The 23,478-nt window shown below is 61.8% G+C and carries 23 protein-coding genes; 10 read left to right on the top strand and 13 right to left on the bottom strand.

All coding sequences use genetic code 11. The features are described 5' to 3' along the window. The first annotated feature begins 496 nt into the window (after positions 1 to 496). Positions 497 to 1,366 carry a phage integrase N-terminal domain-containing protein gene (locus ACU5AZ_RS02050; protein WP_446824412.1) on the top strand — a complete coding sequence of 290 codons (870 nt, stop codon included), beginning with the start codon at positions 497 to 499 and terminating at the stop codon, positions 1,364 to 1,366. Further along, positions 1,366 to 1,668 (top strand): hypothetical protein, encoded by a 303-nt coding sequence (locus ACU5AZ_RS02045; protein ID WP_446824411.1) that lies wholly within the window; start codon positions 1,366 to 1,368, stop codon positions 1,666 to 1,668. The genes ACU5AZ_RS02050 and ACU5AZ_RS02045 overlap by 1 nt, the downstream gene beginning before the upstream one ends. 346 nt (positions 1,669 to 2,014) lie before the next feature. Here ACU5AZ_RS02045 and ACU5AZ_RS02040 read toward each other — a convergent pair whose 3' ends face one another. The 10 genes from ACU5AZ_RS02040 to ACU5AZ_RS01995 all read right to left on the bottom strand — a co-directional run bounded on the left by ACU5AZ_RS02040 (position 2,015) and on the right by ACU5AZ_RS01995 (position 8,966). Continuing rightward, the gene (locus ACU5AZ_RS02040) at positions 2,015 to 2,317 is read right to left on the bottom strand and encodes a helix-turn-helix domain-containing protein (protein WP_446824410.1); all 303 of its coding nucleotides are present in this window, start codon (positions 2,315 to 2,317) and stop codon (positions 2,015 to 2,017) included. Positions 2,318 to 2,376: 59 nt separating this feature from the next. Continuing rightward, positions 2,377 to 2,733 carry a hypothetical protein gene (locus ACU5AZ_RS02035; RefSeq protein WP_446824409.1) on the bottom strand — a complete coding sequence of 119 codons (357 nt, stop codon included), beginning with the start codon at positions 2,731 to 2,733 and terminating at the stop codon, positions 2,377 to 2,379. A 597-nt stretch (positions 2,734 to 3,330) separates the two neighbouring features. After that, positions 3,331 to 4,218, bottom strand: a complete 888-nt coding sequence (locus ACU5AZ_RS02030; RefSeq protein ID WP_446824408.1) for a hypothetical protein — start codon at positions 4,216 to 4,218, stop codon at positions 3,331 to 3,333. 18 nt (positions 4,219 to 4,236) lie between these two features. After that, complete coding sequence (locus ACU5AZ_RS02025; protein ID WP_446824407.1) at positions 4,237 to 4,941, bottom strand: peptidoglycan-binding domain-containing protein; 705 nt, start codon at positions 4,939 to 4,941, stop codon at positions 4,237 to 4,239. 54 nt (positions 4,942 to 4,995) lie between these two features. Further along, on the bottom strand, positions 4,996 to 5,328 hold the full coding sequence (locus tag ACU5AZ_RS02020; protein ID WP_446824406.1) for a hypothetical protein: 333 nt from the start codon (positions 5,326 to 5,328) through the stop codon (positions 4,996 to 4,998). A 12-nt stretch (positions 5,329 to 5,340) separates the two neighbouring features. Beyond that, the gene (locus ACU5AZ_RS02015) at positions 5,341 to 5,901 is read right to left on the bottom strand and encodes a hypothetical protein (protein WP_446824405.1); all 561 of its coding nucleotides are present in this window, start codon (positions 5,899 to 5,901) and stop codon (positions 5,341 to 5,343) included. Positions 5,902 to 6,110: 209 nt separating this feature from the next. After that, entirely contained in the window at positions 6,111 to 6,512 is a 402-nt protein-coding gene (locus tag ACU5AZ_RS02010) for a hypothetical protein (protein ID WP_446824404.1), read from the bottom strand. Between the two features lie 4 nt (positions 6,513 to 6,516). Further along, on the bottom strand, positions 6,517 to 7,032 hold the full coding sequence (locus tag ACU5AZ_RS02005) for an antirestriction protein ArdA (protein WP_446824403.1): 516 nt from the start codon (positions 7,030 to 7,032) through the stop codon (positions 6,517 to 6,519). Continuing rightward, positions 7,029 to 7,232 carry a hypothetical protein gene (locus tag ACU5AZ_RS02000; RefSeq protein ID WP_446824402.1) on the bottom strand — a complete coding sequence of 68 codons (204 nt, stop codon included), beginning with the start codon at positions 7,230 to 7,232 and terminating at the stop codon, positions 7,029 to 7,031. The genes ACU5AZ_RS02005 and ACU5AZ_RS02000 overlap by 4 nt, the downstream gene beginning before the upstream one ends. A 357-nt stretch (positions 7,233 to 7,589) precedes the next feature. Then, the gene (locus tag ACU5AZ_RS01995) at positions 7,590 to 8,966 is read right to left on the bottom strand and encodes a MobA/MobL family protein (protein ID WP_446824401.1); all 1,377 of its coding nucleotides are present in this window, start codon (positions 8,964 to 8,966) and stop codon (positions 7,590 to 7,592) included. A 259-nt stretch (positions 8,967 to 9,225) separates the two neighbouring features. On the opposite strand from ACU5AZ_RS01995, the gene ACU5AZ_RS01990 reads away from it, so the two are divergent. From ACU5AZ_RS01990 to ACU5AZ_RS01965, 6 genes are all read left to right on the top strand, one after another. Beyond that, positions 9,226 to 10,830, top strand: a complete 1,605-nt coding sequence (locus ACU5AZ_RS01990) for a type IV secretory system conjugative DNA transfer family protein (RefSeq protein WP_446824400.1) — start codon at positions 9,226 to 9,228, stop codon at positions 10,828 to 10,830. Further along, positions 10,827 to 11,780, top strand: coding sequence for a M48 family metalloprotease (locus tag ACU5AZ_RS01985; RefSeq protein ID WP_446824399.1), 954 nt, complete (start codon positions 10,827 to 10,829; stop codon positions 11,778 to 11,780). The genes ACU5AZ_RS01990 and ACU5AZ_RS01985 overlap by 4 nt, the downstream gene beginning before the upstream one ends. A gap of 1,269 nt (positions 11,781 to 13,049) precedes the next feature. Beyond that, the gene (locus ACU5AZ_RS01980) at positions 13,050 to 16,193 is read left to right on the top strand and encodes a hypothetical protein (RefSeq protein ID WP_446824398.1); all 3,144 of its coding nucleotides are present in this window, start codon (positions 13,050 to 13,052) and stop codon (positions 16,191 to 16,193) included. Continuing rightward, a complete protein-coding gene (locus ACU5AZ_RS01975; RefSeq protein ID WP_446824397.1) occupies positions 16,186 to 17,079 on the top strand; it encodes a hypothetical protein in 894 nt (297 codons plus the stop codon). Before ACU5AZ_RS01980 ends, ACU5AZ_RS01975 begins: the two co-directional genes overlap by 8 nt. Before the next feature lie 3 nt (positions 17,080 to 17,082). After that, positions 17,083 to 17,535 (top strand): hypothetical protein, encoded by a 453-nt coding sequence (locus tag ACU5AZ_RS01970; protein WP_446824396.1) that lies wholly within the window; start codon positions 17,083 to 17,085, stop codon positions 17,533 to 17,535. After that, positions 17,532 to 18,170, top strand: coding sequence for a hypothetical protein (locus ACU5AZ_RS01965; protein ID WP_446824395.1), 639 nt, complete (start codon positions 17,532 to 17,534; stop codon positions 18,168 to 18,170). The genes ACU5AZ_RS01970 and ACU5AZ_RS01965 overlap by 4 nt, the downstream gene beginning before the upstream one ends. 197 nt (positions 18,171 to 18,367) lie before the next feature. On the opposite strand, the gene ACU5AZ_RS01960 is transcribed toward ACU5AZ_RS01965, so the two are convergent. Continuing rightward, the gene (locus ACU5AZ_RS01960) at positions 18,368 to 19,558 is read right to left on the bottom strand and encodes a site-specific integrase (protein WP_446824394.1); all 1,191 of its coding nucleotides are present in this window, start codon (positions 19,556 to 19,558) and stop codon (positions 18,368 to 18,370) included. Positions 19,559 to 19,815: 257 nt separating this feature from the next. Beyond that, a complete protein-coding gene (locus ACU5AZ_RS01955) occupies positions 19,816 to 20,841 on the bottom strand; it encodes a LacI family DNA-binding transcriptional regulator (protein WP_446824393.1) in 1,026 nt (341 codons plus the stop codon). A 100-nt stretch (positions 20,842 to 20,941) separates the two neighbouring features. Here ACU5AZ_RS01955 and ACU5AZ_RS01950 point away from each other — a divergent pair, with 100 nt between their 5' ends. Together ACU5AZ_RS01950 and ACU5AZ_RS01945 are read left to right on the top strand one after the other, a co-directional pair. Then, entirely contained in the window at positions 20,942 to 22,135 is a 1,194-nt protein-coding gene (locus tag ACU5AZ_RS01950) for a phytanoyl-CoA dioxygenase family protein (RefSeq protein ID WP_446824392.1), read from the top strand. Then, a complete protein-coding gene (locus ACU5AZ_RS01945) occupies positions 22,132 to 22,953 on the top strand; it encodes an SDR family oxidoreductase (protein ID WP_446824391.1) in 822 nt (273 codons plus the stop codon). The genes ACU5AZ_RS01950 and ACU5AZ_RS01945 overlap by 4 nt, the downstream gene beginning before the upstream one ends. 61 nt (positions 22,954 to 23,014) lie before the next feature. Here the strand turns inward: ACU5AZ_RS01945 and ACU5AZ_RS01940 are convergent, their stop codons facing one another. Continuing rightward, positions 23,015 to 23,422 (bottom strand): GFA family protein, encoded by a 408-nt coding sequence (locus ACU5AZ_RS01940; RefSeq protein WP_446824390.1) that lies wholly within the window; start codon positions 23,420 to 23,422, stop codon positions 23,015 to 23,017. Positions 23,423 to 23,478 lie beyond the last annotated feature (56 nt).

Genomic DNA, 23,478 nt, shown 5'->3' with positions numbered 1-23,478 from the left:
GCGGTCCGTCACTCGCCAACCGGTTGGGGAGTGACGGACCCGCCGGACCCAAGCCCAGCGCCTGCTTTTGTGCACGTGACCGTACATGATGGACAAACGACGCCGCGTCCCTTGCGACGCGGCGTCATCATTTCCAGCGGAAAACACTGGCGCTTACCGCTTGGTTGCCGTCACACTCCCCCCAGATCACGCAACTGCCTGATCCATCTTCCCGACCATTTTCCCAACGAAAGGAGAGCGCCATGACCGCTCAGACCATACGTGCGCCGCCCGGGCGGCCACACCCCGACGTCCGGACGGACGCCGGATGCCCAACAGGGCAAACCGAACCGGACCGGTCTCCCGACCGGGCCACGGAGGCTTTTACCGCAGAAAGGAGAACTCACGTTCGCATTCCGGCCCATGGCCGCGAATGACCTTCGCGGGGTGCGCTGACCTCTACGGAGCGCGCATCGGCCATCAACACTCACCGACCTTGACAGAGGAAGCGAGCAAGATGGACGATTTGACCATGGACCTGGTGCGCATGTGCCGGCGCAACAGGGACGGCTCTTATGGCACACAGGCGAACCGGCAACGCGGATTGACCGCGATGGCGGCCGAACTCAGGGATTTGGGCTACCGGCTTCCGGCGGCGGCCTCCCTTAAACCCAAACATGTCGAGGCCCTTGTCGAGAAGTGGCTGAACGACGACAAGACGGACGCGACGATCCGCAACCGCCTGACGTGGCTGCGCTACTGGGCGGAGAAGATCAACCGGCCGGCGCTTCTCCACCGCGACAACACCCCGTATGGGGTGGGCGAGCGGGGCGAGGGCACCCGCAACCGCGCCCGGCCCCTCGACCTCCAGAAATGCAAGTCCATCAGCGATCCGCATGTGCGGGCCTCGCTGCTGCTGCAGGCGGCCTTCGGCCTACGCCGCGAGGAGGCGATCAAGATCCGCCCGCATCTCGCGCTCCGCGCCGATCAGCTGGTCCTTCAGGCCAGCTGGACGAAGGGAGGGCGACCGCGCGTATTGGATGTCCTCACGCTGGAGCAGCGCCAGGCGCTGGAGAACGCCGCCCGGGTCGCCGGCGGCGGCTCGCTGATCCCGCCGGACCTGACCTATGTCGAGCAACTGAAACGCTACGAGTACCTGACCCTGAAAGCGGGCCTGCGCAACACCCACGGGCTGCGCCACCACTATGCCCAGGAGCGCTACCGGACGCTGACCGGCCAGCTCTGCCCGTTGGCGGGTGGCAAGCGCTGGACGGAGATGTCCGCAAAGGAACAACACGCCGACCGGGCGGCGCGGCGGCAGATTTCGGCCGAACTCGGCCACGCCCGCCTGAAGATCACCGACACTTACCTGGGGAGGGCTTCCTGATGAAACGCGCCGAAAGCTACTATACGATGGCGGCCGACATGCGCCGCGAGATCGCCAATGTGCTGTTCAACCCCGGCGTGGTGGCCAATGCCATCCACGAGGTAGCAGCCCTTGGCCACCGGTCCTACCGCATCGAGCAGGACGACCCGTTCGACCTCTCGGACACCGATGCGGCTCGTGCCCTCGAAGTGTGGCTGGACAACGAGGAGTTCCGTTATGTGTGGCGCCCCACCTTCATCGAGTCCGATCCCTTCCGGCCCGGCCAAACCACCGAATACCCCGAACTGGTGATCTACTGGTGAGCAATCCGTGGCTATACCTGTTGGCCGTCATCCTCGGATGGCGGCTTTATGTCGACAATCCTCCTCTGCTGATCAAGATTTGTACTGCATTTTTCCTGTTGCTATTGCTTGTGAACCTCGTCGCAAGACACTTTTCTGGGTAGCGCTTATGCCCGAACCACGCTGCCGCATGAAGAGTATATTGGCCTGTCTTTTCCTATATCTTTGGAGCGCAGCCAGCTCGGGAACGGACCCGCTTGCGTAGCCGAATTTCACGGATGTGGAACTAGATTTCCGGCATGTAAAAATAGAGCGGGATGAAGAAATCATCCCGCTCCAAATCTGTTCCAGAAGTCAACAAAAGAAACTATTCCTGTTTCTCCTTAACTTTCGTTATCAAACCTCGCATTGTTGCGGGGTCTTCCGTGATCAGGTCAATCAAAAGAGATGCTGCAACGTTCGGTTGACCTCTGTCGGGTTGCTCCCAGTTTCGCACCGTCGCATAAGGAATTCCGAAATTTTCAGCAAATTCCTTCTGGGTCATTTCCAACTTTTCACGGAGAAGTTTCAGCTTCTCTCGATTACCTCCATTTGAGTGGCGGGAAATGATGTTTTGAGCACTTTGCTCAAACGCTGCGATAACTCTATTCTGTGCATCCGATGCAGGCATCCGACACACCTCCTTTCCGGTAAGTAAACGTTATGATTCCTTCGCCTTTTGGACGCCGGCTATGTGAGGAGCTTAAGCAGCCTGTCTACGACAACGAGCAGCCTGCTACCTACTTCCAGATACCAAAGAGCATCTCTATTGCCAGCTTCGGAAGACGGTGGGTTGACTTCCGAAATGAGCGAGCAATCGACCTCACTAAGCTCTTCGATATACACGAAATCAATTGCGAACGTACGGTTCCCAATTTTTACGCTAGCCTCCCGAAACATTGGCCAATCAGGTGAGTACTGTTTGCCAATAAGCGGATTGGAACGAATGTCCCGCGCCACCTCAGTTAGCATCTTGTTTGTAAGCCCAAGGTCCTTCTTGGCCTTGCAAAACTCTTTCGAGAAGTAGATTTTAACGGCTTCCGTCATGTCGGCCATCCCAAAGGTGAAGGTCTTCCTTACAGTTCTTTTTAACCGATTCGGCGCTTACCTACAAGGTAAATTTACCTTCTGGGTAAACTGTTGGAATTTGGGAGCTGCCACGCACGTTGCCTAATCGTGGTTCTCTGTGCGTGCGCTGGTGGTTAGACGTGTGCCGATTCTAAGTCGTCGAGGTGAACTTCCTCAGGGGAGACAATATCGCAAATGGGGTCTGTATGCCCGCTGCTCGTCCTATCCGGGGGTTAACTTGAGGTGTGGCTCGGCCGGGAAGCCTTCCGCCACGTCTGGCGCCCCACCTTCATCGAGTCCGATCCGTTCCGGCCCGGCCAAACCACCGAATACCCCGAACTGGTGATCTACTGGTGATCCCCAAAGGGTTCATCTTGTGGCTGTTGTGCGAGCAGGGAGTGGCCTCCACACGCCCTCTCGCACGAATCCTGTGGTTTGTCGCGGCCGCCTTGTGGTGTGTCTGGTTGCTACGACATTGTTTCCACCCGGATTGACATCTCTCCGGGTGGCGGAGCCGCGTCTCTCAACGTCACATCCGCACCCGCTGTGAGGGTGTCCGTCCCCGTCCGGCACTGGTCAGGGTGCGACTTGCTGCACCCTCTTGATCTCCTGCTGGCCTTGGCCCGCAGGGTCTCGGGCCGGCTGGAATTCAGCGGTGGCGATGACAGTGGATGCGCGCTTGTTCCAATCGGCGATGGACTGCTGGAACGTCGCCGTCTCGGTTTCATTAACGGGGCAGGGTAACGCACTGATCGCCGCATTCATTTCGGCTTGCAGGGTAAGGAGATTGAAGACGAGTTGCGACTTGCGGCTGATGCTGTCGTTGGGTGCAAAAAGAGCGGCCGTGGCGGTAATGGCGGTGATCAGGGCAGGCAAGGCAATGGCCGCGAGGCGGATGGCGGTGGAGCGCACGCCGGGCTCCTTTGACCATTCGGAGGAATTGATCGCCGAAACCACGGTCATGAGGAAACCCAGCACGATTAAAGCGAATGTGTATCGGGCACCGACTTTGCGCATCTGCTCAAGCTGGTCCTTATAAGACTGCAGCTGATTGTCGACCGCGCTGTACAAATCGTCGAAGTTCCGAACCGCACGGATGGCCACGGGTTTCCCTGTAACCCCAAGCGAGGCGAAGGTCTCGGCGTCTGAGATGAGGCTTTCGGATGCATCTTGTTGCAACTCCACCCCGAAGCACTTCAACGTCTCCGGAGCGCTGCCGATTATCCGCGTCCTGTGCGACGACTCGCTTTTGAAGGTTTCTCCCAAGCCCAGCGCCTGATCAACGCCTTCGAACAGAGCGTATTGTGACCTTGCGAACGTGGCGTTCATCAGATCCATGGCTTGGTACGGCACAAGAATGTGAAGGATGAACAAGAGCAGCCACGTTGATGCGAGAAGTGCAGCGACACTCACGCAAACAGTTGCGAGCCAGCGAAGAAGGGTTCGGGCAAAATCGGGAATCATGCGGCACCCGGTCTCTAATCAGCGCAGCTTGATCTTGAGGCGTCGCGCGGTTTGCGGTCCTACCTGACCGTCAACGACCAGCCCCTTTATCGTTTGGAACGCCGCGACCGCGGCGGCTGTTTGCGAACCATATTCACCATCGATCGGGCCGGGATCGATCCCCAGATCGGCCAGCGCGTGCTGGATTTCCAGTATGACGGCCTTCTTCATATTGGGCCGGCCGAGCGCGTAAATGATTTCTGGCCCCTGCAGGTCCAGTCCATCCACCGCGTCTCCATAGTCGAAGCCCGGCAGAAAGATGCCTGTGTCCCAATGCCGACCGTTGACCTTTCCGGCCTTGACGCCGTAGGCCTTTCCCATAGCTTCGACGGTACCACCCTTGCCGTCACAGATGGCAATATGTCCCATGCTTCCCGGAGCGGGAGGGTAGCGCAGCACGATACCACCAACCGTACTGGCGGCCTTCTCCCAGGACACCCGATGGCCAAGGTTCTGGGAATCCGATTTCCAGGCGCCGGTATAGGCTTCGACGAGTGCCGGATCGCCGTCGTCGTCCACGCATCCGTACAGGACGCCGCCAACCTGATAGACGAGCCATGACGCGAATTCCGCGCAGTCCCACGGACCGTGCCAGTCGGGATTGTTTTTGGGAACGCACACGTTGACGTATTTCTCCCCGATGCGGGTTTTGGCGAGAGCCAGCAGTTCCTTTCCGGTTGGCATGACGGTCCCCCTTGGCCGTGGTTGTATATAAGGTTTCGAAGTACTTGCCTGCGGTCACGCGATCAGGGCAAAGCCGATGGCTTTGTTGACGGCGTCCCGGACGACGGTGAGGGCCTTGTTGACCATCTTTTCGATCGTTGCTTCCAGCAGCACCGTGAGCATCGCAATGGTCGCCACCACGTGGTAGCGCATGGTGCGCAGGTGCCGCTTGACCATCGTCTGCGTCATCTCTTTGTCCTTGTAGGCGCGGGTCAGGGTTAGAAGGCGTTGCGCCAGCCCCTGAAACTCGACCATTGCCGCTTGTTTGATGTCCTTCCATCCGGCACCCGCCACTGCGGATGCTTCCGCGATCATTTTGCTTCCGAGATCTGATGCGTCGAGTGACATGGTTTGTCTCCGTCAGTATTTCTTGGCACGTAAGGTGGTGAGGGCGACCCTCACCGATGCGTCGATCTGCTGTTGATTGAATGTGCCGACCGTCGGGGTCAGCTTGCCCGCGTCTTTGTGATCAAGCTCCAGATCCTGCTGGGCAAGCGAGACACCATGCACCACGATCGAAAGGCAGTTGCCGGTCGGGCCGCTTCCGGTCGGTTGCGGCGTGTTGTCGGCAGACGCACCGGGTGCCTCCTCCGGTTGCAACGCAGCGGGAGCCAGCTGGCCGGCGATTTTCTGAAGATAGTCGGTGGGGCAGCGTCTAGGGCTGAGCACGGCCGCCTGCAGTTCGATGTTCGCCAGGGTCGCGCTTGCCTCGGCGTAGAACGCCTTTGCCTCGGCGGAACCAAAGGTGCCTTGCGGCGTTCCGGCGTTTTGTTCCATGGACTTTATGAACTGACTGGCCTGCTTGTGGTAGGCGTTCAGTTCATCGTCGATCTGCTGACTGTATCGCTCGCCGATTTCAAAGACGGTGCAGGCAGATAATGTGACAACAAATACGCAAGAATTAAGAACAACCTTCATCATTATTTTCTACCGCCCCCACGGACTAGAAAACGTCAGGCTATACAACTATTGTTAGATTTTTAGAAAATGTCTATCGAAATAATGCGCGGTAAAGGCGAGTCGACATCGTATTAATAATCGCTGGGTTGTTTAAGTGGCGGAAAGAGTTGCTGAATTCATGCCATATTTTTTGTCGTTCAAGGCAAGTGGGTGCTGATGCAGTACCTGCGTCAGAAGTCCATTTCCAGCTGATCTTGCCCGAGTGCTTCCAACGCGACCAGATGCGCATACCAGTTGTACAGATGCGAGAAGACCAGTCCGATGGCCGTGTCGAGGTCGTCCGAGCGGACAGGTTGGGCTGCAACACTAGTGGTTCTCCGCCGCGCGCGGAGTGCGCAGGCGAGATGCCGGTAGCGCGCCATGTCGGCTTTCAATCCGGCCAGAACCTCGGCCTTGAGGGCAGCCAGTTTCCGGCTGCGTTTCGGCTCCGGCAGCCGGTCCGCCGCCGCGATTTCGTCGGCGCGGTAGCCCTTGTAGCCGGTGATCAGGGCATAGGCCTTGATCGTGCGCGGGCGGAACACGGTTCCGCCCTGCAGGTAATACCACGGATGGGAGGGAGGATAACCGGTCATGACGCTATCCTCCGATCAGCAGCAGGTTGAATTGGATCTCGGTAACCGAGCCTTCCAGCACCATGTCCCGACCCAGCCGCTCGTAGTCGAGATAGCCTGCGAGGTTGGCAGGCAAGGTGTAGCACCCGGACACGATCTCCTCCGCGTAGTCGGCAAGCGTGCCGTGGTAGAGCGAGTAGTCGTCCCAGCGGGTCGATAATTCGTCCAGCGGATAGCCAAGCTCCATCAGGTGAATCGCGATCACCGTCCGGTCTTCGTCGCCGTCCAGTTCGTCGAGAAGATCGAACCACTCGGAAAGCGTGGCCTGGGTGACGCCGACGGCGGCGAACAGGTCGGCCTCTTCTCCGTCGATGTACTGGATTTCGAACTCCTCGACCGGCTGGCCGTAGTCGTCCACGCGGTTTGCGGCCTTGTCCCGATACTGATCCATATCGGTGAAGTAGAAGCCGGTCGCGCTGATGCTGTAGGGCTGGGCGAAGTACAGCGACTTCGCCCGGTTGCCGGAGAGCGCGGGGCTCATGCCGCATCCTCCTGTGCCTTGATCCGGCGCACCACGGTGCGGCCCTCGATCAGCGGCGTGTAGTTGATGATGAGGTTGAGGCCTTCGTTGTCGCCGTGGCTCCAGCCGATCCCGATCTTGGTCCAGCGGGCCTTGTCTTTCTCGCCCGTGACATGGAAGATTTCGTGGGTTGGTACTTTGGGTGCATGGGGTTTTGCCATTGCCGTCGTCCTGTGTTGGTTACTCCGGCCACCCTCTGCGGCCGGTCGCCAGCGTTTCGGGCCGGGCGTCACGGGACGGGTGCAAGGGTCTTCTCGGGAGACCGCTTGCGGCGGAAGATCCCTTGCGCACGGCACGGCGCGGCCCAGTCTGGCGAACCTTCCGGCCAGCGGGTGTCGGCAGGGACGTTCACGGATGAGGCAGGCGGAACACCGCAGCCTGCCGGTCCCACGCCATCTGTTGTGCGGGCGGGATGCAGGTCGGCTCAGGGGAGGGTACGTTGCACCGGCGTCCGAAGGGGCTCCCGTCTCTACATGCCGGAGAGGCCCCTCGTCTGTCGCCCGGGCAGGCCTAAGAAGCTAGCGGTCCCGTTCCCGCTCGTCTTCCTCGCGATCGTAGTCTTGCAGCATCAGGTTTTCGGCGCGATCGCGCTCGTCCGGCGAGAGCAGGTCACCGTCGGGTCCCGGCACCGGCAGATCGTGGTCGCGCTCACGAGCCTCCGAGGCGAGGTAGTCGTCCAGTGCGGCGCGCTGCGCCGGTTCCATCCGCCCCGACAGGTCCCGGACAAGCCGCTCCTCGTCGCGGGCACGCAGGGCGGCAATCCGGCGGGAGTGGATCAGGGTTTCCAGCTGGCCGCGCACGTCCTCCTGTTCCGGAGACAGGGTGTCGAGCATGCGGCGCTCGGGCTCGCTCAAGGGTTCCCGCAGGGCTTCACCGGCAAGGTCGCGTTCATAGTCGGCGCGTTCCGCGTCCTGCTCCGGGTCCGGTGTCGGCAGAACCGGATCGGTTCCGTGTCGTGCCCGTGTCAGCGCCTGCCGGTACCAGGGTGCCTCCGCCGCCGTTTGCGGGGCCGTGCGGTCCGGATCGGGTTCGTCCCGGACCTGCTCCTCGATGTCTTGAAGTTTCCTGTCTTCCCAGTAGCGGTGATGTTCCTCACGCTCCTGGGGGCTCATATCGGGGGACGCCGCCGGTTCCGGCGGCCATGCCCCCCGCTGCGCCAGCAGGGGGTAGTTCTGTCGCTCCCATGCGTCCGGTCCGGCCATCGTCCTCTCCTGTCTCACGCGCCGCGCGTGTTCACGCTTCCTGCGGCGCTCGGTTGCGTTCGGGCCACGATGCCGGGTCGGTTCCGCCCCAATGCCTCGCGCCTTGTAGCTGCGGTGATCGACGCGAAGCGCCGATCCGGTCTCTTCCAGAATGTGGTTGGTGAGGTCCGCCCAGCGTTTGCGGACGGATTTGACAAAGGCGCGCTGTTCCAGCGCGGTGATCTTGTCGCCGAAGCCGTCACCCGAAAATAGGCGGGTGGTCAGCAGGACATGGACATGAGGGTTGCCGTCGGTGCCGTCGTCATGAATGGCGATATCGGCTACACAGCCCATCGCGACGAAGGGCGCCACGAAGGCCTCCAGCAAGGCAGGCCGCCGGTCGACGGGAATGTCCCGCGTCACCGCCGCCTCGATGGACTTGGCGAGGCGCGCGTCGCGCCGCCGCGTGGACAAATCGACCCGGTTCCACAGAACCTCGCGCGCCGCCGCCCAACCGGGCGCGCCCTCCGGCAGGAGGATATGTGAGAACACCACGTCCTCGCGGTTGCCGAAATCCACAAAACGTTGCTCCCGTTCCGACCACAGCCGTGCCCCGGCGTTGTAGGCGGCGGTGGCCACGGCAATGCGTTCACCTCCCTTCCCGTTGCGGCGGGCGAGGTTGTCGACGTGGCAATGAATATTCCCGTCCTGCATGCGCGCGTCCTCGCCAGACACGCCACGAACGGCAGGGCTGGCACGGTGGGGTGCAGGGGCTTGCCCCTGCCGCACTTCGGCGTTTGACGTGGTTGCCTTATCGCGGCAACGCGTCAAACGACGGCAAGGTCGACGAACATGTAAGTACATGTCGGCGACCTGTAAGTGCGCTGTACGGATTTATGCACGCATATGTTGACTCTTTTCAAGGTTGCCGATTACGTTCCTTTCAATCTTTGGTGTTGGCACGGGGGCGGCCATGGGCAGGGATATTTTTGATATCGGCGGTTCGATGGGCGACATCCTGACCGCCGCACGCAGTGGAACACAGGTCAGCCGGGCGGTGCTGGTCTGGAACCTGCGGCGGCGCCTGCAAAAGGCGGGCTATGATCCGGTCACCATCGAGGCCGCGTGCGAGGCTCTCGCGGCCGGACGCGATCCACGCGTGATTGTGGAGCAGGCCGAGGCCGCCTATGCGCTGCGCGACAAGCAGGACGCCATGCGGCGCGATCCACCGCCGGTACATGGCTCGGCCCGCTGGGCAACGGTCGATGATGTTCGCAAGGCCGGACTGTTGCGCCCCGCCTCGGGGCGCACACTGAGCCTCGGCACCTGCGAAGGGCACGCCGTCAACTGGGACGGCGAAAGCCATCTTCTGACGGTCGCGCCGACCCGCACCGGCAAGAGCCGGTTGCAGATCATTCCGAACCTGCGCACCTACGGCGGCTCGGCCGTGGTGCTGGACCCGAAGGGCGAGCTTTACCAGAATACGGCGGCGTGGCGTCGCGAGGTGGGGCCGGTCTATGTCCTCAACCCGTTCGAGGTTCCCGATATCCCGAACGACGACGCCTTCAATCCGCTTGACGAGGTGACTGACAGCCAGTCAGCGGTGCAGCTGGCGGAGATTCTCTATCCGCGTACACGGGATGACCGGCAGCAGTTCTTCGAGAACGAGGCGGTCGGGTTCCTTGCGGCGGTGGTGGAGTTCACGGCGCGGTTCGCGCCGGAGAGCCACCGCAACCTTGCCACCATCAGGGACGCACTCAGTACGCTGGATCGGGACTTTCACCAGCTTGTCGAAGCCATGGCGAACGAGGTCATGCCGCCGTCGATCCGCAATGCGGCACGGAATTTCCGCACCAAGTCGCGCGAGACAGGGCAGCCGCGCGTTCTCGACAGTCTCAATACGCAATTGCGGATCTGGGACACGTCGGGACTGCGCCATGTGACCCGACGCTCGGGGTTCGCCTTCGAAGACCTCAAGGACACACCCGCCACCGTCTACCTCGTGCTGCCGTTCGCCAAGATCCGGCCCTTCTCCATTCTGGTGCGCATCCTGTTCGCCTCGGCGCTGGATGCCATGCTCCGAAATCCCGTCCGTCCGGATATTCCGGTACTGTTCGTGCTGGACGAGTTTCTGGCGCTGGATCGCGAGGACCGGTTTGTGGCGGCGATGCGCACCCATGCCAGCGCGGGCGTGCGGCTGTGGTTCTTCCTGCAGGACCTGCCAACCCTTGAAGAACTCTATCCCACCACATGGAAGTCCTTCCTGCAGGTCGAGACCAAGACCTTTTTCGGCACCGACGACCCGCACACGGCCGAACTGATCTCACGATACTTAGGCGACCGGACCGTGGCCTATGACGTGCCGAACATGTCGGCCTCGGTCAGCGGCGGCACCAATGCCTCCGCCGGTTACTCGTTGTCGGAGAACCTGCATCTCGCCGGTCGGCGCTTGATGACCCACGACGAGGTCACCGGGCTGCTGCGCGGCTCGGTCGCCGGTCGCAAGGCGATCCATTTCCTGCGGGATCTTGCTCATCCCCTGCAAACCGATCTTGTATCTGCGGAGACTCCTTCATGACCGACATTGTCGAGAGCGTACCCCGTCATCCCGTCGGTGCGACGGCCTTTGTCCTGATCCTCGGCGCGGCCGCCGGAACGGTGATCGCACTGGTGTTTGCCTTCGTGATCTCCAGCATGGGGGTTGCCGCCGGTGGGCCGTTGGCGATCCTTTTCTTCGCGCCGCTTCTGCTCGGGGTCTTCGGTATGACCGCGCTGTATATCCTGATCGGCGTGCCGGTCTGGGCGCTGATTGGCGGCATGCTGTTCGCGGCACGGTTTTCGACCGGCGCGGCCAGCCCGGCTGCCCAGGTCACGGGGGTGACCTTCCTGTCGGAAGGCCATCCGATCCACGAGGCGACCCAACGGATGGCGGCGCGGCTGGGACTGCCGCCGGTAGCCCATATCGGTTGGTACGACTCCGATATTATCAACGCCTTTGCCATGGGCACAAAGCCCGGCAATGCGCTGATTGCGGTGAGCAAGGGGGCGGTTGAGAAACTGTCGCGCGACGAACTGGATGCCGTGCTCGGCCATGAGCTCGGTCATGTAGCCTGCAACGACATGGCGCGCATGACCTACGCCCTCGGCGTGCGCGAGGCGTTGACGTTCTTTCTGGTGTTTGCGCGCCTGAAAGCGTTCGCCCGCTGGCTCTTTATGCCCTTTTCGGAGCTGGAGCTGCTGCGCTTCTCCCGCACACGCGAGTTTACCGCCGATGCGATTGGCGCTCGGCTGACGTCACCCGAAGCGATGATCTCGGTGCTGGAAACGTTACGTCATGCCAAAGGCGAAAGCCCGAACGATGATCTGGCGATGGTGAAGATGTTCGCGCTCGGAGACCGCACCTGGCTGTCCACGCATCCGCCGCTTGAGGACCGGATTACGGCCCTCAAGGCCTTGCCGTTACCCGCAAGCCGGGTGGCGGCGGTAACGACCGATCTGCGAAGCGCTGACTACGCGATTTCGGGTTGAGAAGAGCCGTCCGCTTTGCTAGCAGGAATGACCACGCGGACGTGGTGGAATCGGTAGACACAAGGGACTTAAGCAAAATTGAGTGCGCCGGGGGAAACGCCGGACGTAGAACTGCTCAAAGTCGGGGAACCCTGTCAGATGGCGATCCCGAGCCAAGCTCCATCAGGGGAAGGTGTAGAGACTAGACGGGCAGCACCTAAAGCGACAGCAACGGTGAAGGTATAGTCCAGACCACAAACGCTCACACGGGCGGCGGCGAAAGCCGTAGCTGGTACGAAAATCCCTCGGCTTTGGCCATGCGGGTTCGACCCCCGCCGTCCGCACCAAAATACTCAGATTGAAGACGTAATTGGCAGCTATTAGCCCTCATCCCGGACACCCGAGAGCTGTGGCTGAGATGCTCGAAGCGGTCATTCATTCCATCGACTGACCCTCGGCCCGCGCGCGGCCGAGCAAAATTTGACGCAAATGTCGTCCCGCGTGGGTCCGGTAAATTGTGCTTCGATCCTTCGCGTAGTGGCGCCATCTTCTAAGAATAATGACTGTTTGGCCTGCTGCTGGTTTCGATAAGCGGGCGTTCGGCTTCGCGCTCCTTCAACGCCGCGGGCGCGGGCTTGTAGAGGATTTCCATAGGGGTGGGTCGTGCGGGTGAAAAGTCGGGCCGATCATTGGGAGCAAGCGCAGGAAGTGCCGTTTACGAATTCTCGACAAGGGCTTTTTGAGAGCAGTCGTGTCCAAGCCTAGGGTGCGCGCCCTCCGCCGTCGTGGATCGTTCTGTTACCTGCGATACAACAGTCCGGCATTCCCGAGCGCAATTTCGTCGATCGCTACTCATTGGAGTCGCAGTGATTTCAGCGTTCTACACCTAAAATATGTATATTTAAAGAAATACTCGTATTCCGATTTCTATAGGTTTATGTTAATAGTTCGAAGGAACGGTCATCTAGGGCGGCTGGCGTGATGAAAACAATATGCACTGTCGCAATCGCAGTCTTTGCATTTTGCAGCTCCGCGGAAGCTGAAACATCAGTGATTTCCGCAGCAAGTATGGAGTTTGCTAAGTCAGTTCGTGAAGCAGAGCCGTTCATATATCAAGATATTGTTGTATCTCCAACAGAACCAGGCCATAGAACTTTCGTTCTAACTGAGCCGCCAGCCGCTGCCTTTGCTGCAAGAATGGAATGGGTGCCGCGGATCTTCGGCTCTCAACTGGTCGGTTTCACAGTTCGAGAGCACCCAATAGGTTTCGATGGGGTCGTACGAGACCTCGTGATCGAGACCCGGGCTGTCTCCGATGCTGACGTGGCGACGCTAGCCGAGGCGATCGACCGCGTTTATTTCGGCACGCCTTACAAAACGACCTATCGTCAGTTCGTACCAAAAAGCTGGAATGCTGAGCGACGCGCGTCTCGAAAGGTTGGGCCGCCCGACCTGGAGATTTCTGCTGCCTCGCTGCACGACTGGCTTTTTGGAACGGGCGCGGTTCGGTTCTCGTCCGATCCGTTCGACACGGCGACCCCGCAGACCATCGAGGCGAAGCTCCTTGACCTTCCCCTCGATCAGCCCGGCGTCTATTACGCCAGCCCGGCGGGTCTCGTGGTGTTGACGGTGCCCCTCTCCAAGTCTCTAAACGACGCGATCCCGCTTCTCCGGCGCTACCTGGTGGACACCGACACGCTCATCGGCGCCGTGACTCGTGTCGATCCGGACTGGTTAGTGCTGGTCGGACGGGAGCGCACGGCGTCCCTGGATCAGATGGCGCCGCTCCGCACGGACACCATTCTGACGCTTGCCTCGAGCCACGTCGTCGACCTCGCACAGAGCTACCAGCGGACCGCGCCGCTGGCGGGCGCGGTTACCGACCCCACTCTTGTCGCCGTGATGCACGACGCCGAGATCATCGGGGCCCTGTTCGATATATTTGGCAACGACGCGCCGGCGCAGAAGCGCCAGGGCTCTGTTCCCTTGTTTTTCGCAGAGACCGTGTTGCGCGGCGCGGTGGATTGGGCGCCCATCCTGCTCAGTCGCGAGCTGACGCACACGGAGTATGGCCAGCTGCTGAACATGACCGACCAGATGCTGAAGGGTTGGTCGCAGGGAAACCATCTCGCCTATGTCAGGTTTCCCTACCCGCGCCCCCTCGGCAATCCGGATGCGCGCGGCATCCGTTCGCGGCTCGACGCCGAGCTCGCGGAAGACTTTGAGTCCTTGACCTACAACTGGAACACCGCTGGCTTCGGATCCTGGACGACGTTCGGGGATCTGCAGGTTTTCGCGTTATCCCGCACGGGATCGCTGCCTGTGTCCTATTTTCCTGATGACGGGAAATTCGCGTTGGACGACGCCGTCGAGACGACGATCAAGCGGGCCGAGGACGAGTACTGGGACTTCTTCGCCGGTATGCGGGATCCTTATCTCGCTCGCGCCGCGCAATACGCTGCCCTCCATGTCGTCTTCAGCGCCGTACAGGTAAAGGCTACGCGCGTAGAACCGATGGTTTCGGAGAAAGCGTATCTGGAGCGGTGGAGTGGCTTCATCGGCGTCGTCGCCGATACGCTTGCGGATATGAGCCGGCAGCTCAAGGCGGGCACTCATCCGTTCCAAGCCTTCAAACTGTCCGCGACCGACCAGATCCAGTTGATCATCGATGCGGCAAGGGGCTGCCTGGCGACGACGGCCGATTATGCGAGCTGGGAGGACAACACGGGATCGGCCGATGCCAATGTGCTTCTGCGCGCGCCCGGCGACCCCCGAGAGCTCGCCACCCTGCTGGTTGACCCGGACGCGGCCATTCGGAAGTTCGACGCCGCATGGCAGCGCGAGCTGCATGAGTTGAGAGACAAGGAGGATCGCCTCAATGAGGCGATCAAGAAGTACAACGTCGCCGTCACCCGCTGCGGCAGCGTCGCTGCTTGTTCCCGTTCGACGTTGCAGAAGGAGAGCAACGCAATCGACGAATGGGGTGAAAAAATCGATCGCGACTTCGAGGATCTGGTTTCCAGAAGGGAAGAGTTCAAGGACAAGATCCATCGCCTCTCCCTCATGGCCGGTGACTTGGGTGATCTGGCGCGGCCATTCGGTGACTGCAGCGCTGCCTGGAAATCGATCGTGGACCACGTCCCCCCGCTTCCCGAGGCCGTATATAGGACTCCAGGTATCGTCGTCTCGGACAACGAGGTGGAAGCTCTCAGTGTCGGCGGACACAACCTCGACGGTCGGTCAGTGCGGATCCTGGCCGACGACGCCATCCCTGCCGGCAAGGTTCAAATCGATGGCAAAAACGGTATCATTCGTCTGAACCCGTCGGAGATGAATCAGGCCCAGGTAGTGGTCCGGACGTTCGAGCGCGACTACAAGCGTTATGCCGAAGGCGACGCGCTGTTCCAGGCGAAGGTCGTGCGCCGGGTCGAAGCGGCGCTGGCACAGGACACCCGCGCGATCCAAGCCTTCGACGCGATGGTGCTTAAGCGTGGCGAGGCCGCGGCCGGCGGGCAGAGGGGCTACGCTATCGCGGCCCTGCCGACGGCGGCCCGCCGCGCTGCACGCATCGAGGCGGTTAGGCTCGACGACGCTCTCGCGCTGGAACTTGCGGGCAGCGTCGAGGCAGCCGGCGCCGAAGGCGCCTACCGCGTTTTGCCGGACGGATTGATCGAGGTCTCGTTCCCCGGCGGACGCCCGCCGATCGCGGTTCGGGTCGCCTCGCGAGAGGACATCGCATCTGCCACGCAGCGCATCTTGGAACATGTCGCGACCGACGGAAGTGGCGCGGGGAGAACGATGAGGTTCGTCGATCTGAGCGGCTCACTCTCGCTCTCTGACATGGCCGCGATCAAATATTCCGGAGCCGGACGGGCTACGGCAAGCGGCGGCTTGCCGCCCAAGGGTCCAACGGGGCGCGGTGGCCTGCTGTTCTTCGGGGGCGAGCCGCCGAGGCGCTGGAGCTTGAAATCCGGAGAGACGTTTGATCGCCTGCTCGTCTGCTTCCTAGGCCGCCGGGGCGACCCGCTGGCAAAGCTCATGCGGGTCGACGCGGACTGGGCAAAGGCGACTGTCGGCCAGATCCGGATAAAGGCGTCGGGCAATGGTGGCAATCTGAGCACCCTCATCGAGATACCCTTCCGCTCCGTCGGGTCGGGTCCAAAATCGACCTTCGCAAGGCTGACGGCGATCTTTTCCCGCCGCGCGCCCACCGAGGCTGACGCCGTCGTCCTGCGGGAGACGATCGAGGCCATGCAGGCGGAGGAGGCGGCACTGCCGTTCGGCATGCAGCTCGAACTCATAAGGCGCAGGTTCCGCGAGAGCGTGAACGCCGATGCGTCGGACAAGATGCTGTTCCACCTGAAGGACACCGCGGACGATTTTCATGTCGTCGAAGATCAGCGGCTCCTGCGCGGCGGGTCGAGCCATGGCTGATCTCTTCGAGCAGAAGATAGGCGTCGAGGATGTCGCGCTGCTGATCGGTCTGCCCCTTGACCGGGCCGCATTCCACGCCGATCTCAGATTGCGCGTAGACTACCCGACCGATGGTCGTGGCGACTTCGCGACGGGGGAGGCTGAAGCCGATCCGGACGGCGACCGCGTTGCGAGGACGCTCTGCGAATTGCTGCAGACCGCCGAGGACGCCGGAATGGCTGCAGACCGCATCCATCGCGCGGCGACCTTCGAGGCGCTTAGCGAGGCCGCCGAGGGTGGCGCCAAGGTAATCGTGATCGTCGCGCACTGGCGCGAGGCGACCATTTCGCGGCGCGACCTCTCCGAGGATGCTTGGGCCGTGACGCAACGGCGCGCTGCGCAGGGCGCTTCCAGCATCCTGCGCGACCTTGGCGACTTCCTTGCGGCGAACGGCACGGCAGCGGCGGCGGACGGGTCCGATCGGCTGCCGGATCTGCTGTCGAGTTTCATCAAGGGCTTTGACGACGACGGCGACCTAGAAGGCGACGGCAACCGCGTCAAGGTCCGCGATGCGCTCGACGCCGTGCTCGGTGACGTGCTGGCTCCCGGCAATGGCGTCGAGTTCCGCGACGCCATCCACAAGCCCGCCGTTCTGGCTGCCGCCCTGCCGGAGCGCTGGTCGGGCATCTGCGACCTCGCGATCTGCCACTCCATGGGGATGGCCAGGACGCTGCGCGCGGGCCGGCATGACCGGCGGGTGATCGCCAACCGCAAGCCCAAGTATCTGGCGCGCGCTGTGCCGGAGCTGCAGGAAACCTTCCTCAACCTCGGACACGAGCCGCAGTCCTATCTCAAACTTAGATCTGATATCGCGCGGCTTTACGGTTCCATGCTTCTGGAGTTGTGAGCAATGGCTAAAACGCTGGAGCCAAAATTGGCGAACATCCTGTCCGAGGAAATCAGCCCTGTTCAGGGCAGGCTGGGGCGAGGCGACCCGCAGCAGCGCACAATGGCGCTGAAGGAGCGACTTTTCCTGGAAGCCGGCACGAGCAGCAGGATGATGTATGCGGCGCTGGCGATGATCTTGGCGGTCTTCGTCGTCATGCTCTACCTCCTCGTCCTCAACGCTGGCAACACCACGGTCCTTCTGGCCGTGTCTGGCGCTTCCGGCCTCTCGATCAGCGGGCTAATCTGGTTCGCCGTTCGGGTCGCGCGCGAGGCCGCGCAGGGCGCACTTCTCGTCGCGCTCGCCTCGCAGCTTTCGAGCGAGAACGCGCTAGCCGCGATGAAGGCGATTCTGCAGCAGCAGCAGGCGATCCCACCGGCTGGAGGAGCGACCGAACCGAAGAGGGGAAAGACATGACGACGGCGGTGAACTGGATTTTTGGTGGAATTGTCGTAGGGCTGGGAGCGGTCCTTCTGTATCAAGGCTCCTGGGCGACCGAGATGGAGAAGCGTGTCGCAGGCCTTGAGAAGCAGTTGCAGGCAGCCAAAGCCGACGTCGGAAAGAGTTTGGAGGAGCTTCGCTCGGAGCAAAAATCACAAGCGGAGAAGCTCATTTTGCTCGGTTCTGCGGATGATGTGGCGAAGTTGCTGATCGAGAAACACTTCGCCCAGATGATTGAGGCGGTGGCAGTGTCGCTTGCTCAGGATCCGGCAAAGGCTGCTCGGCTGAAGGGCGAGCCCGGCCCGGCGCCCGACCCCGATCTGATCGCTGACCGACTGATAAGCGCGGGCTTCATCGGCGCCGTCGCGGATCAAATCTGGGAGACCCAACACGCACAGCTGGCCGTGATGCCGGAGGTTCTGGCGGAGGTCGCCGAGGCAGTCTACCTCAAATACGGGCTCGAGCTGAAGGGGACGGAGGGACGGACGGTTACGGCAGAGGAAGTCGCTGCCGCGTTGGCGCTCAATCAAGACTTCATTGCGATGGTGGAGGACCTCGACTTGGAGCGCAGCCAGGGAACGGACGAGCCACATCCGCAGCCGCCGAACTGAAGTTGCGAGCGCCGCGAACCTCCCTTTGTCGCCAAAAGGACAGCGCAACCACTATGGCAACAGCACTCTCCCAAAAAGACGACCAGCAGCTTTGCATCCACGTTTCTGATTATCCTCGGTTCGATGTCCGCTGCCGTCAATAGGACATTGCGGGTGCTATCATTTCGTTGGCCGATAGCCGAGGCAATGCGAACAGGTCATTTTCGATGCGTATTCCGCTTCGCATGTTCGATAATGTCCTTCTTTGTCTTCACCTTTCGCTTCACGTTCACAGCTGCCGCACTGATGCTGGTGGCAATGTGTGAGGCGTAGTATTTCTCGATCATCTCAACGCTCGTGCGGCAGTTCTTGGCGATCTGATAGATGTCGGCGCCTTCCATCAGTCGCAGGCAGATGTAGGTGTGGCGCAAGCTGTAGGCCGTTCGCCGGTTTCCCTCACGGTCAAATTTCAGCTTCTCCTCGTCCAGTATGTTGTTGAACATGATGACGTGGTTGCCGGGAAACATCAGGTCGTCCGGCTTTGGCAGGTTCCGCTTGAGCAATCGTTCGAAGGGGAAGACTGCATTCTTTGTGCTCTTGCAGTAACCGACACCGCGCTTGCCGCGCACTTGAATGAGGAGGATGGTTTCCTCCGTTTCCTCGTCTTCGACGATCTCGACGTCCCGGTATTGAAGCCGGTTGGCTTCATCCGGACGAAGGCCCGTGTTGGCCATGAAAAGAACGTAGTCGTGCAGCTGTTCGGCATGCCACTGGAACCGCCGGTCGCGGTGCCGTTCGGCACGTTGCCGCGTGGCGGTGTAGAGCTGTTTGTACTCGTCTGCTGAGAACCAGGCCCGGTGCGAGATTTTCCGGGACGATTGATAGGGTTCCGACAGGTCCGGCAGATGGCTGAGCCAACCGGCCCGAAGCGCGGTCTTCAAGACCTGCCGCAAGGTCACGAATTCCTGGTGCAGGGTGTTCCTTGCCGGTCGCTTCCCGTCCGGTTCCGGAGTAAGCCTCGCGACACGGTATTCCTGCACTTTCCCGGCAGTTACCTCCGACAGACCCAGCGTTCCGAAGAACGGCAGCAGGTAAAGCCTGAGGCGCCGTTCGTTGCCCTCCACGTATTGCCGGTTCCTCGTGCCGCCGGTCACGGCATCGTACTCAGCCAGAAACTTCTTGGCGGCGTCCTTGAAGGTCTTCTCACGCTTCAACTGGCCGTTCAGGTTTTGGCCGCGAAGGCCAAAGTACCAGTTCTCCGCGAACGCCTTCGCTTCCGACAGGTTTTCGGTCTTTGTACTGACGCGCCACTTTTGGCCGTTGAAGCGGGCTTGCGCCTGCCAAAGGTTGCTGTTCTCGCGGCGGTAAATGCGCACCTTGCCGTCGAAAATATAATGGGTTTCGCTCATCTTGACCCACCAAACTGTGTCCGCAGTGTGTCCGGCCATTTTGGCAGCTTTTGAGCGATTATCAAGGTATTAAATATATGGTTTTATTGAGAATTTTTTGATGTAAAAACTTAGAAGGGCCGGATTTTAAGTCCCTTGCGTCTACCAGTTTCGCCACGTCCGCACTGAGGCGCTTTCCTATGCGCCGTGTTCTTCTTTGACGACGGTATCGGATTCGTCAAGGCTGGTTGGCGCGTGAAGTGATCGGTCGGGTTGTGTCAGGCGCCGGCCGACACGTCATAGGGGGTGGCCACAGCGACGCGGGAGGGGGCGATGCGGAATTCGGCGGGCAGCATGCGGTGATAGGCGAGCACCGTCTGGCAGGCGCTGCGGGCGTCCTGGCGAAGGTCATGGTGGATGACGAAGGTCAGTCGGCCGGCGGCCAGCAGCGCGCGGTTGTCGGCGTCGAGATCGTGGGCGGCGAAGACTTCGCAGGCGCGCTTCTGATCGTCGAAGGCCTCGAGAATGGCGCGGTTGCCGCCGCCGGCGGAATAGACGGCTCGGATGTCGGGATGGGCTTCCAGCGCGTTAAGGGCGAGCGCCTTCGTGGTGCGGTCGACGCCGCGGCCCTCGGAGATCGTCACTGTTTCCAGATGGGGGAAGCGCTCGCCGAGCGCCGCGCGAAACGCCTGCTGCCGTTCGTCCTCGCCGGTAAACAGCGCGCTCGAAAGCGTGACGAGCACCTTGCCCGGTTCGGGCCCGGCCATGCGGCCCAACAGATAGGCGGCGGTGGCGCCGGCCACACGGTTGTCCATGCCGACATAATCGGTGCGGACCTCGGCGGGCAGGTCGGTGACGAGGGTCACGACCGGGATCTTCGCCTCGAGGAACTGCCGCGCCATGTCGGCCATGGCTGGCGTCGACGGAACCTTCAGGATAACGCCGTGGCTGCCGCGACGGCGGATGCCAGACAGCACCGAGACCAGATCGTGCTCGCTCATCGTCTCGGCCACGTGGAAACGGGCGGAGAACGAGGCCGGCCGCATGCCCGGCAGCTCCGCCTCGAAGGCGGCGCGCACGGCGTTTGAAAAGCGCGTCGGGGTTTCCATGACGATATCGATGACGAAGCGGCGACCGGCGAGGCCGGCGGTAGCGTACTGGCGCTCCAGTTCGGCAATGGCCGCCTCGACCTGCCGCCGGGTGACAGTGCGCACGCCCGGCCGGCCGTGCAGCACGCGGTCGACGGTGGCGAGGCTGAGGCCCGCCTGGAATGCGATGTCCTTCAAGGGGTAGGGCGGTTTCATGGAACGATATGAGGTGTTTTTGAGGTGTTTTCCGCCTATGATTAGAGCTGGCCTCCGCTAGGATCAAGCTGACTTATGTCAATAATGGGAGGATAACGTCATGGACGCGCAAACAGTCGTCAGCCGGCGGCGCAACAAGGTGTGGCTTGCAGCCGACAGCGGCAGCTTCGAGAGCTTCAAGGCCGAGGTGATGAGGGCGACGGATATCGCCGAATGGCCCTATGCCGCGGCGGTCGAGAAGAACGTGCTGATCTATGACGGCGAGCGGGTGCGCGATGTGGCACGCGACGCCGAGGGCCGCCGCGAGCTGATGGCCGAATGGGTCGAGGCGTTTGCGACCGGCCCCGGCGTCATCGCCATCAAGAATGCGCTGCCGGACGCGGCCGTCGTCGACCGGGCAACCGAAGTCTTCAATGCGATCGTTCTGGAGGAGCGCGAGAAGGGCAAGGTCGCGGCCGACCATTTCGCCAAGCCGGGCGCCAACGACCGCATCTGGAATTCGCTGGAAAAGCACTGTCTCGCCGATCCGGAGAATTTTACTCGCTACTACGCCTCCGAGGCGATCGCGATGGCATCCGAAGCCTGGCTCGGCAAGGGCTACCAGATGACGGCGCAGATGAACCGGGTCAATCCCGGCGGCACGGCGCAGAAGCCGCATCGCGACTATCACCTGGGCTTCATGTCGCCGGCGCAGATGCAGGCCTATCCGGGCCACATCCACGGCATTTCGCCGCTCCTGACGCTGCAGGGCGCGGTCGCCCATTGCGACATGCCGCTCGAAAGCGGGCCGACGCTGTTCCTGCCCTATTCGCAGACCTTCTTCGAAGGCTATCTCGCCTTCGGCCGGCCGGAATTCCAGGCCTATTTCCAGGAGAACCACGTGCAGCTGCCGCTTGCCAAGGGCGACGCCGTGTTCTTCAACCCGGCGCTGATGCATGGGGCGGGCAACAATGTCTCGACCGACATCTACCGCATGGCGAACCTGCTGCAGGTCTCGTCCGCCTTCGGCCGGGCGATGGAAAGCGTCAACCGCACGCGGATGGTTGAGACCCTCTATCCGCATCTGCTGGCCGCGTTGAAAGCCGGCACGCTGAGCAAAGGGGAGGCGGTCAATGCCATTGCCGCCAGCGCCGAGGGCTATGCCTTCCCGACCAATCTCGACAGCGATCCGCCGCTCGGCGGGCTGGCGCCGAAGACACAAGCTGCGATCATGACGGAGGCGCTGGAAAGCGGCATGGCGCCGGCAGCGTTCAGCGAGCTGATCGCCGGCCACGCCGCGCGGCGGGAGGCATGAGGCAGGACATGGGCAGACTGGATGGAAAACATGCCGTCGTCACCGGCGGCACGCAGGGGCTTGGCGCGGAAGTCGCGAGGCTTTTTGCCGAACGCGGCGCGGCCGGGATCACGATCTGCGGCCGCTCGGTCGACAAGGGCGAGGTGAAGTCCCGCGAAATTTCGGAGCGCTATGGCGTGCCGGTGCACTTCGTCGCCGCCGATCTCGCCGAGGTCGAGGATTGCCGCAAGGTGATCGCGGCGGCGCGCGAGGCGTTCGGCGTCATCGACGTGCTGGTCAATGTCGCGGCGATCACCGACCGCGGCACGATCCTCGACACCGATCCGGTGCTCTTCGACCGGATCTTCGCGATCAATGTTCGGGCACCCTTCTTCCTGATGCAGGAGACGATCAAGGCGATGCGGGAAACCGGCACGGAAGGGGCGATCGTCAACATCTCGTCGATGTCGTCCATGGCCGGACAGCCCTTCATCGCCGCCTATTGCGCCTCGAAGGGGGCGGTCGACACGCTGACGCGCAACACCGCCTTCGCGCTGTTGAAGAACCGTATCCGGGTGAATGCGCTCAACATCGGCTGGATGTCGAGCGACGGCGAGGACCGTATCCAGCGCGAGCATCACGGCGCGCCGGAGAACTGGCTGGAGGAGGCGGCTGCCCGCCAGCCTTTCGGTCGGCTAGTTGACCCGGCCGAAGTGGCGCGCGCCGCCGCCTATCTCGCCTCGGCGGAATCCGGCCTGATGACGGGGGCGACCATCAACTTCGACCAGTCCGTCTGGGGCGCCTACGAGGACAGCCCGCATCCGAAGAGTGCGTTGTAGGGAGGCTGAGACCGGCCGGTATCCGCAAGGGCGCCGGCCAGTCATCCCGGTGGTATGGAACCTAGCCGGGAAGGCCATCCACTTTCGGGATGGTCTCCAGATCCGCGTCCCATTCCGCCCGGCTGGCACAGCAGATGTGCGCATTCGGGCGGATGGCGATCGCGCCGTCGATGCTCCCGGCAGGGACCACCAGCAAGGCGCCGTCCAGTTGAACGCCCGGAAGGGCGGACCCGCATTCTTTGCAGAAGCTTTTCTCGTGTCGGGTTTCCGGGACCCGGTAGGTCTGGATGCTGTCGTTGCCGGACAGCCAGGTCAGCGTTGCTGTCGATGAGAACAGGTTGGCCGCGTGCGCCGAGCCCGTGTCCTTCTGACAGCGCTTGCAATGGCAGAGAAAGAAGCTTTCGAAGCTACCCGAGATCTGGAACCTGACGGTGCCGCACAGACAGGAGCCGGGCGTGATCGGGGTCATGATGAAATACTCCTGATCGCTTGACGCGGGTTCGCAGCAGGGCTGCAGTCCGCCAG

It is taken from the genome of Rhizobium sp. PAMB 3182 (assembly GCF_052908355.1).
The sequence above is the reverse complement of the archived record's forward strand: the minus strand, read 5'-3'. Positions and strand labels throughout refer to the sequence as shown.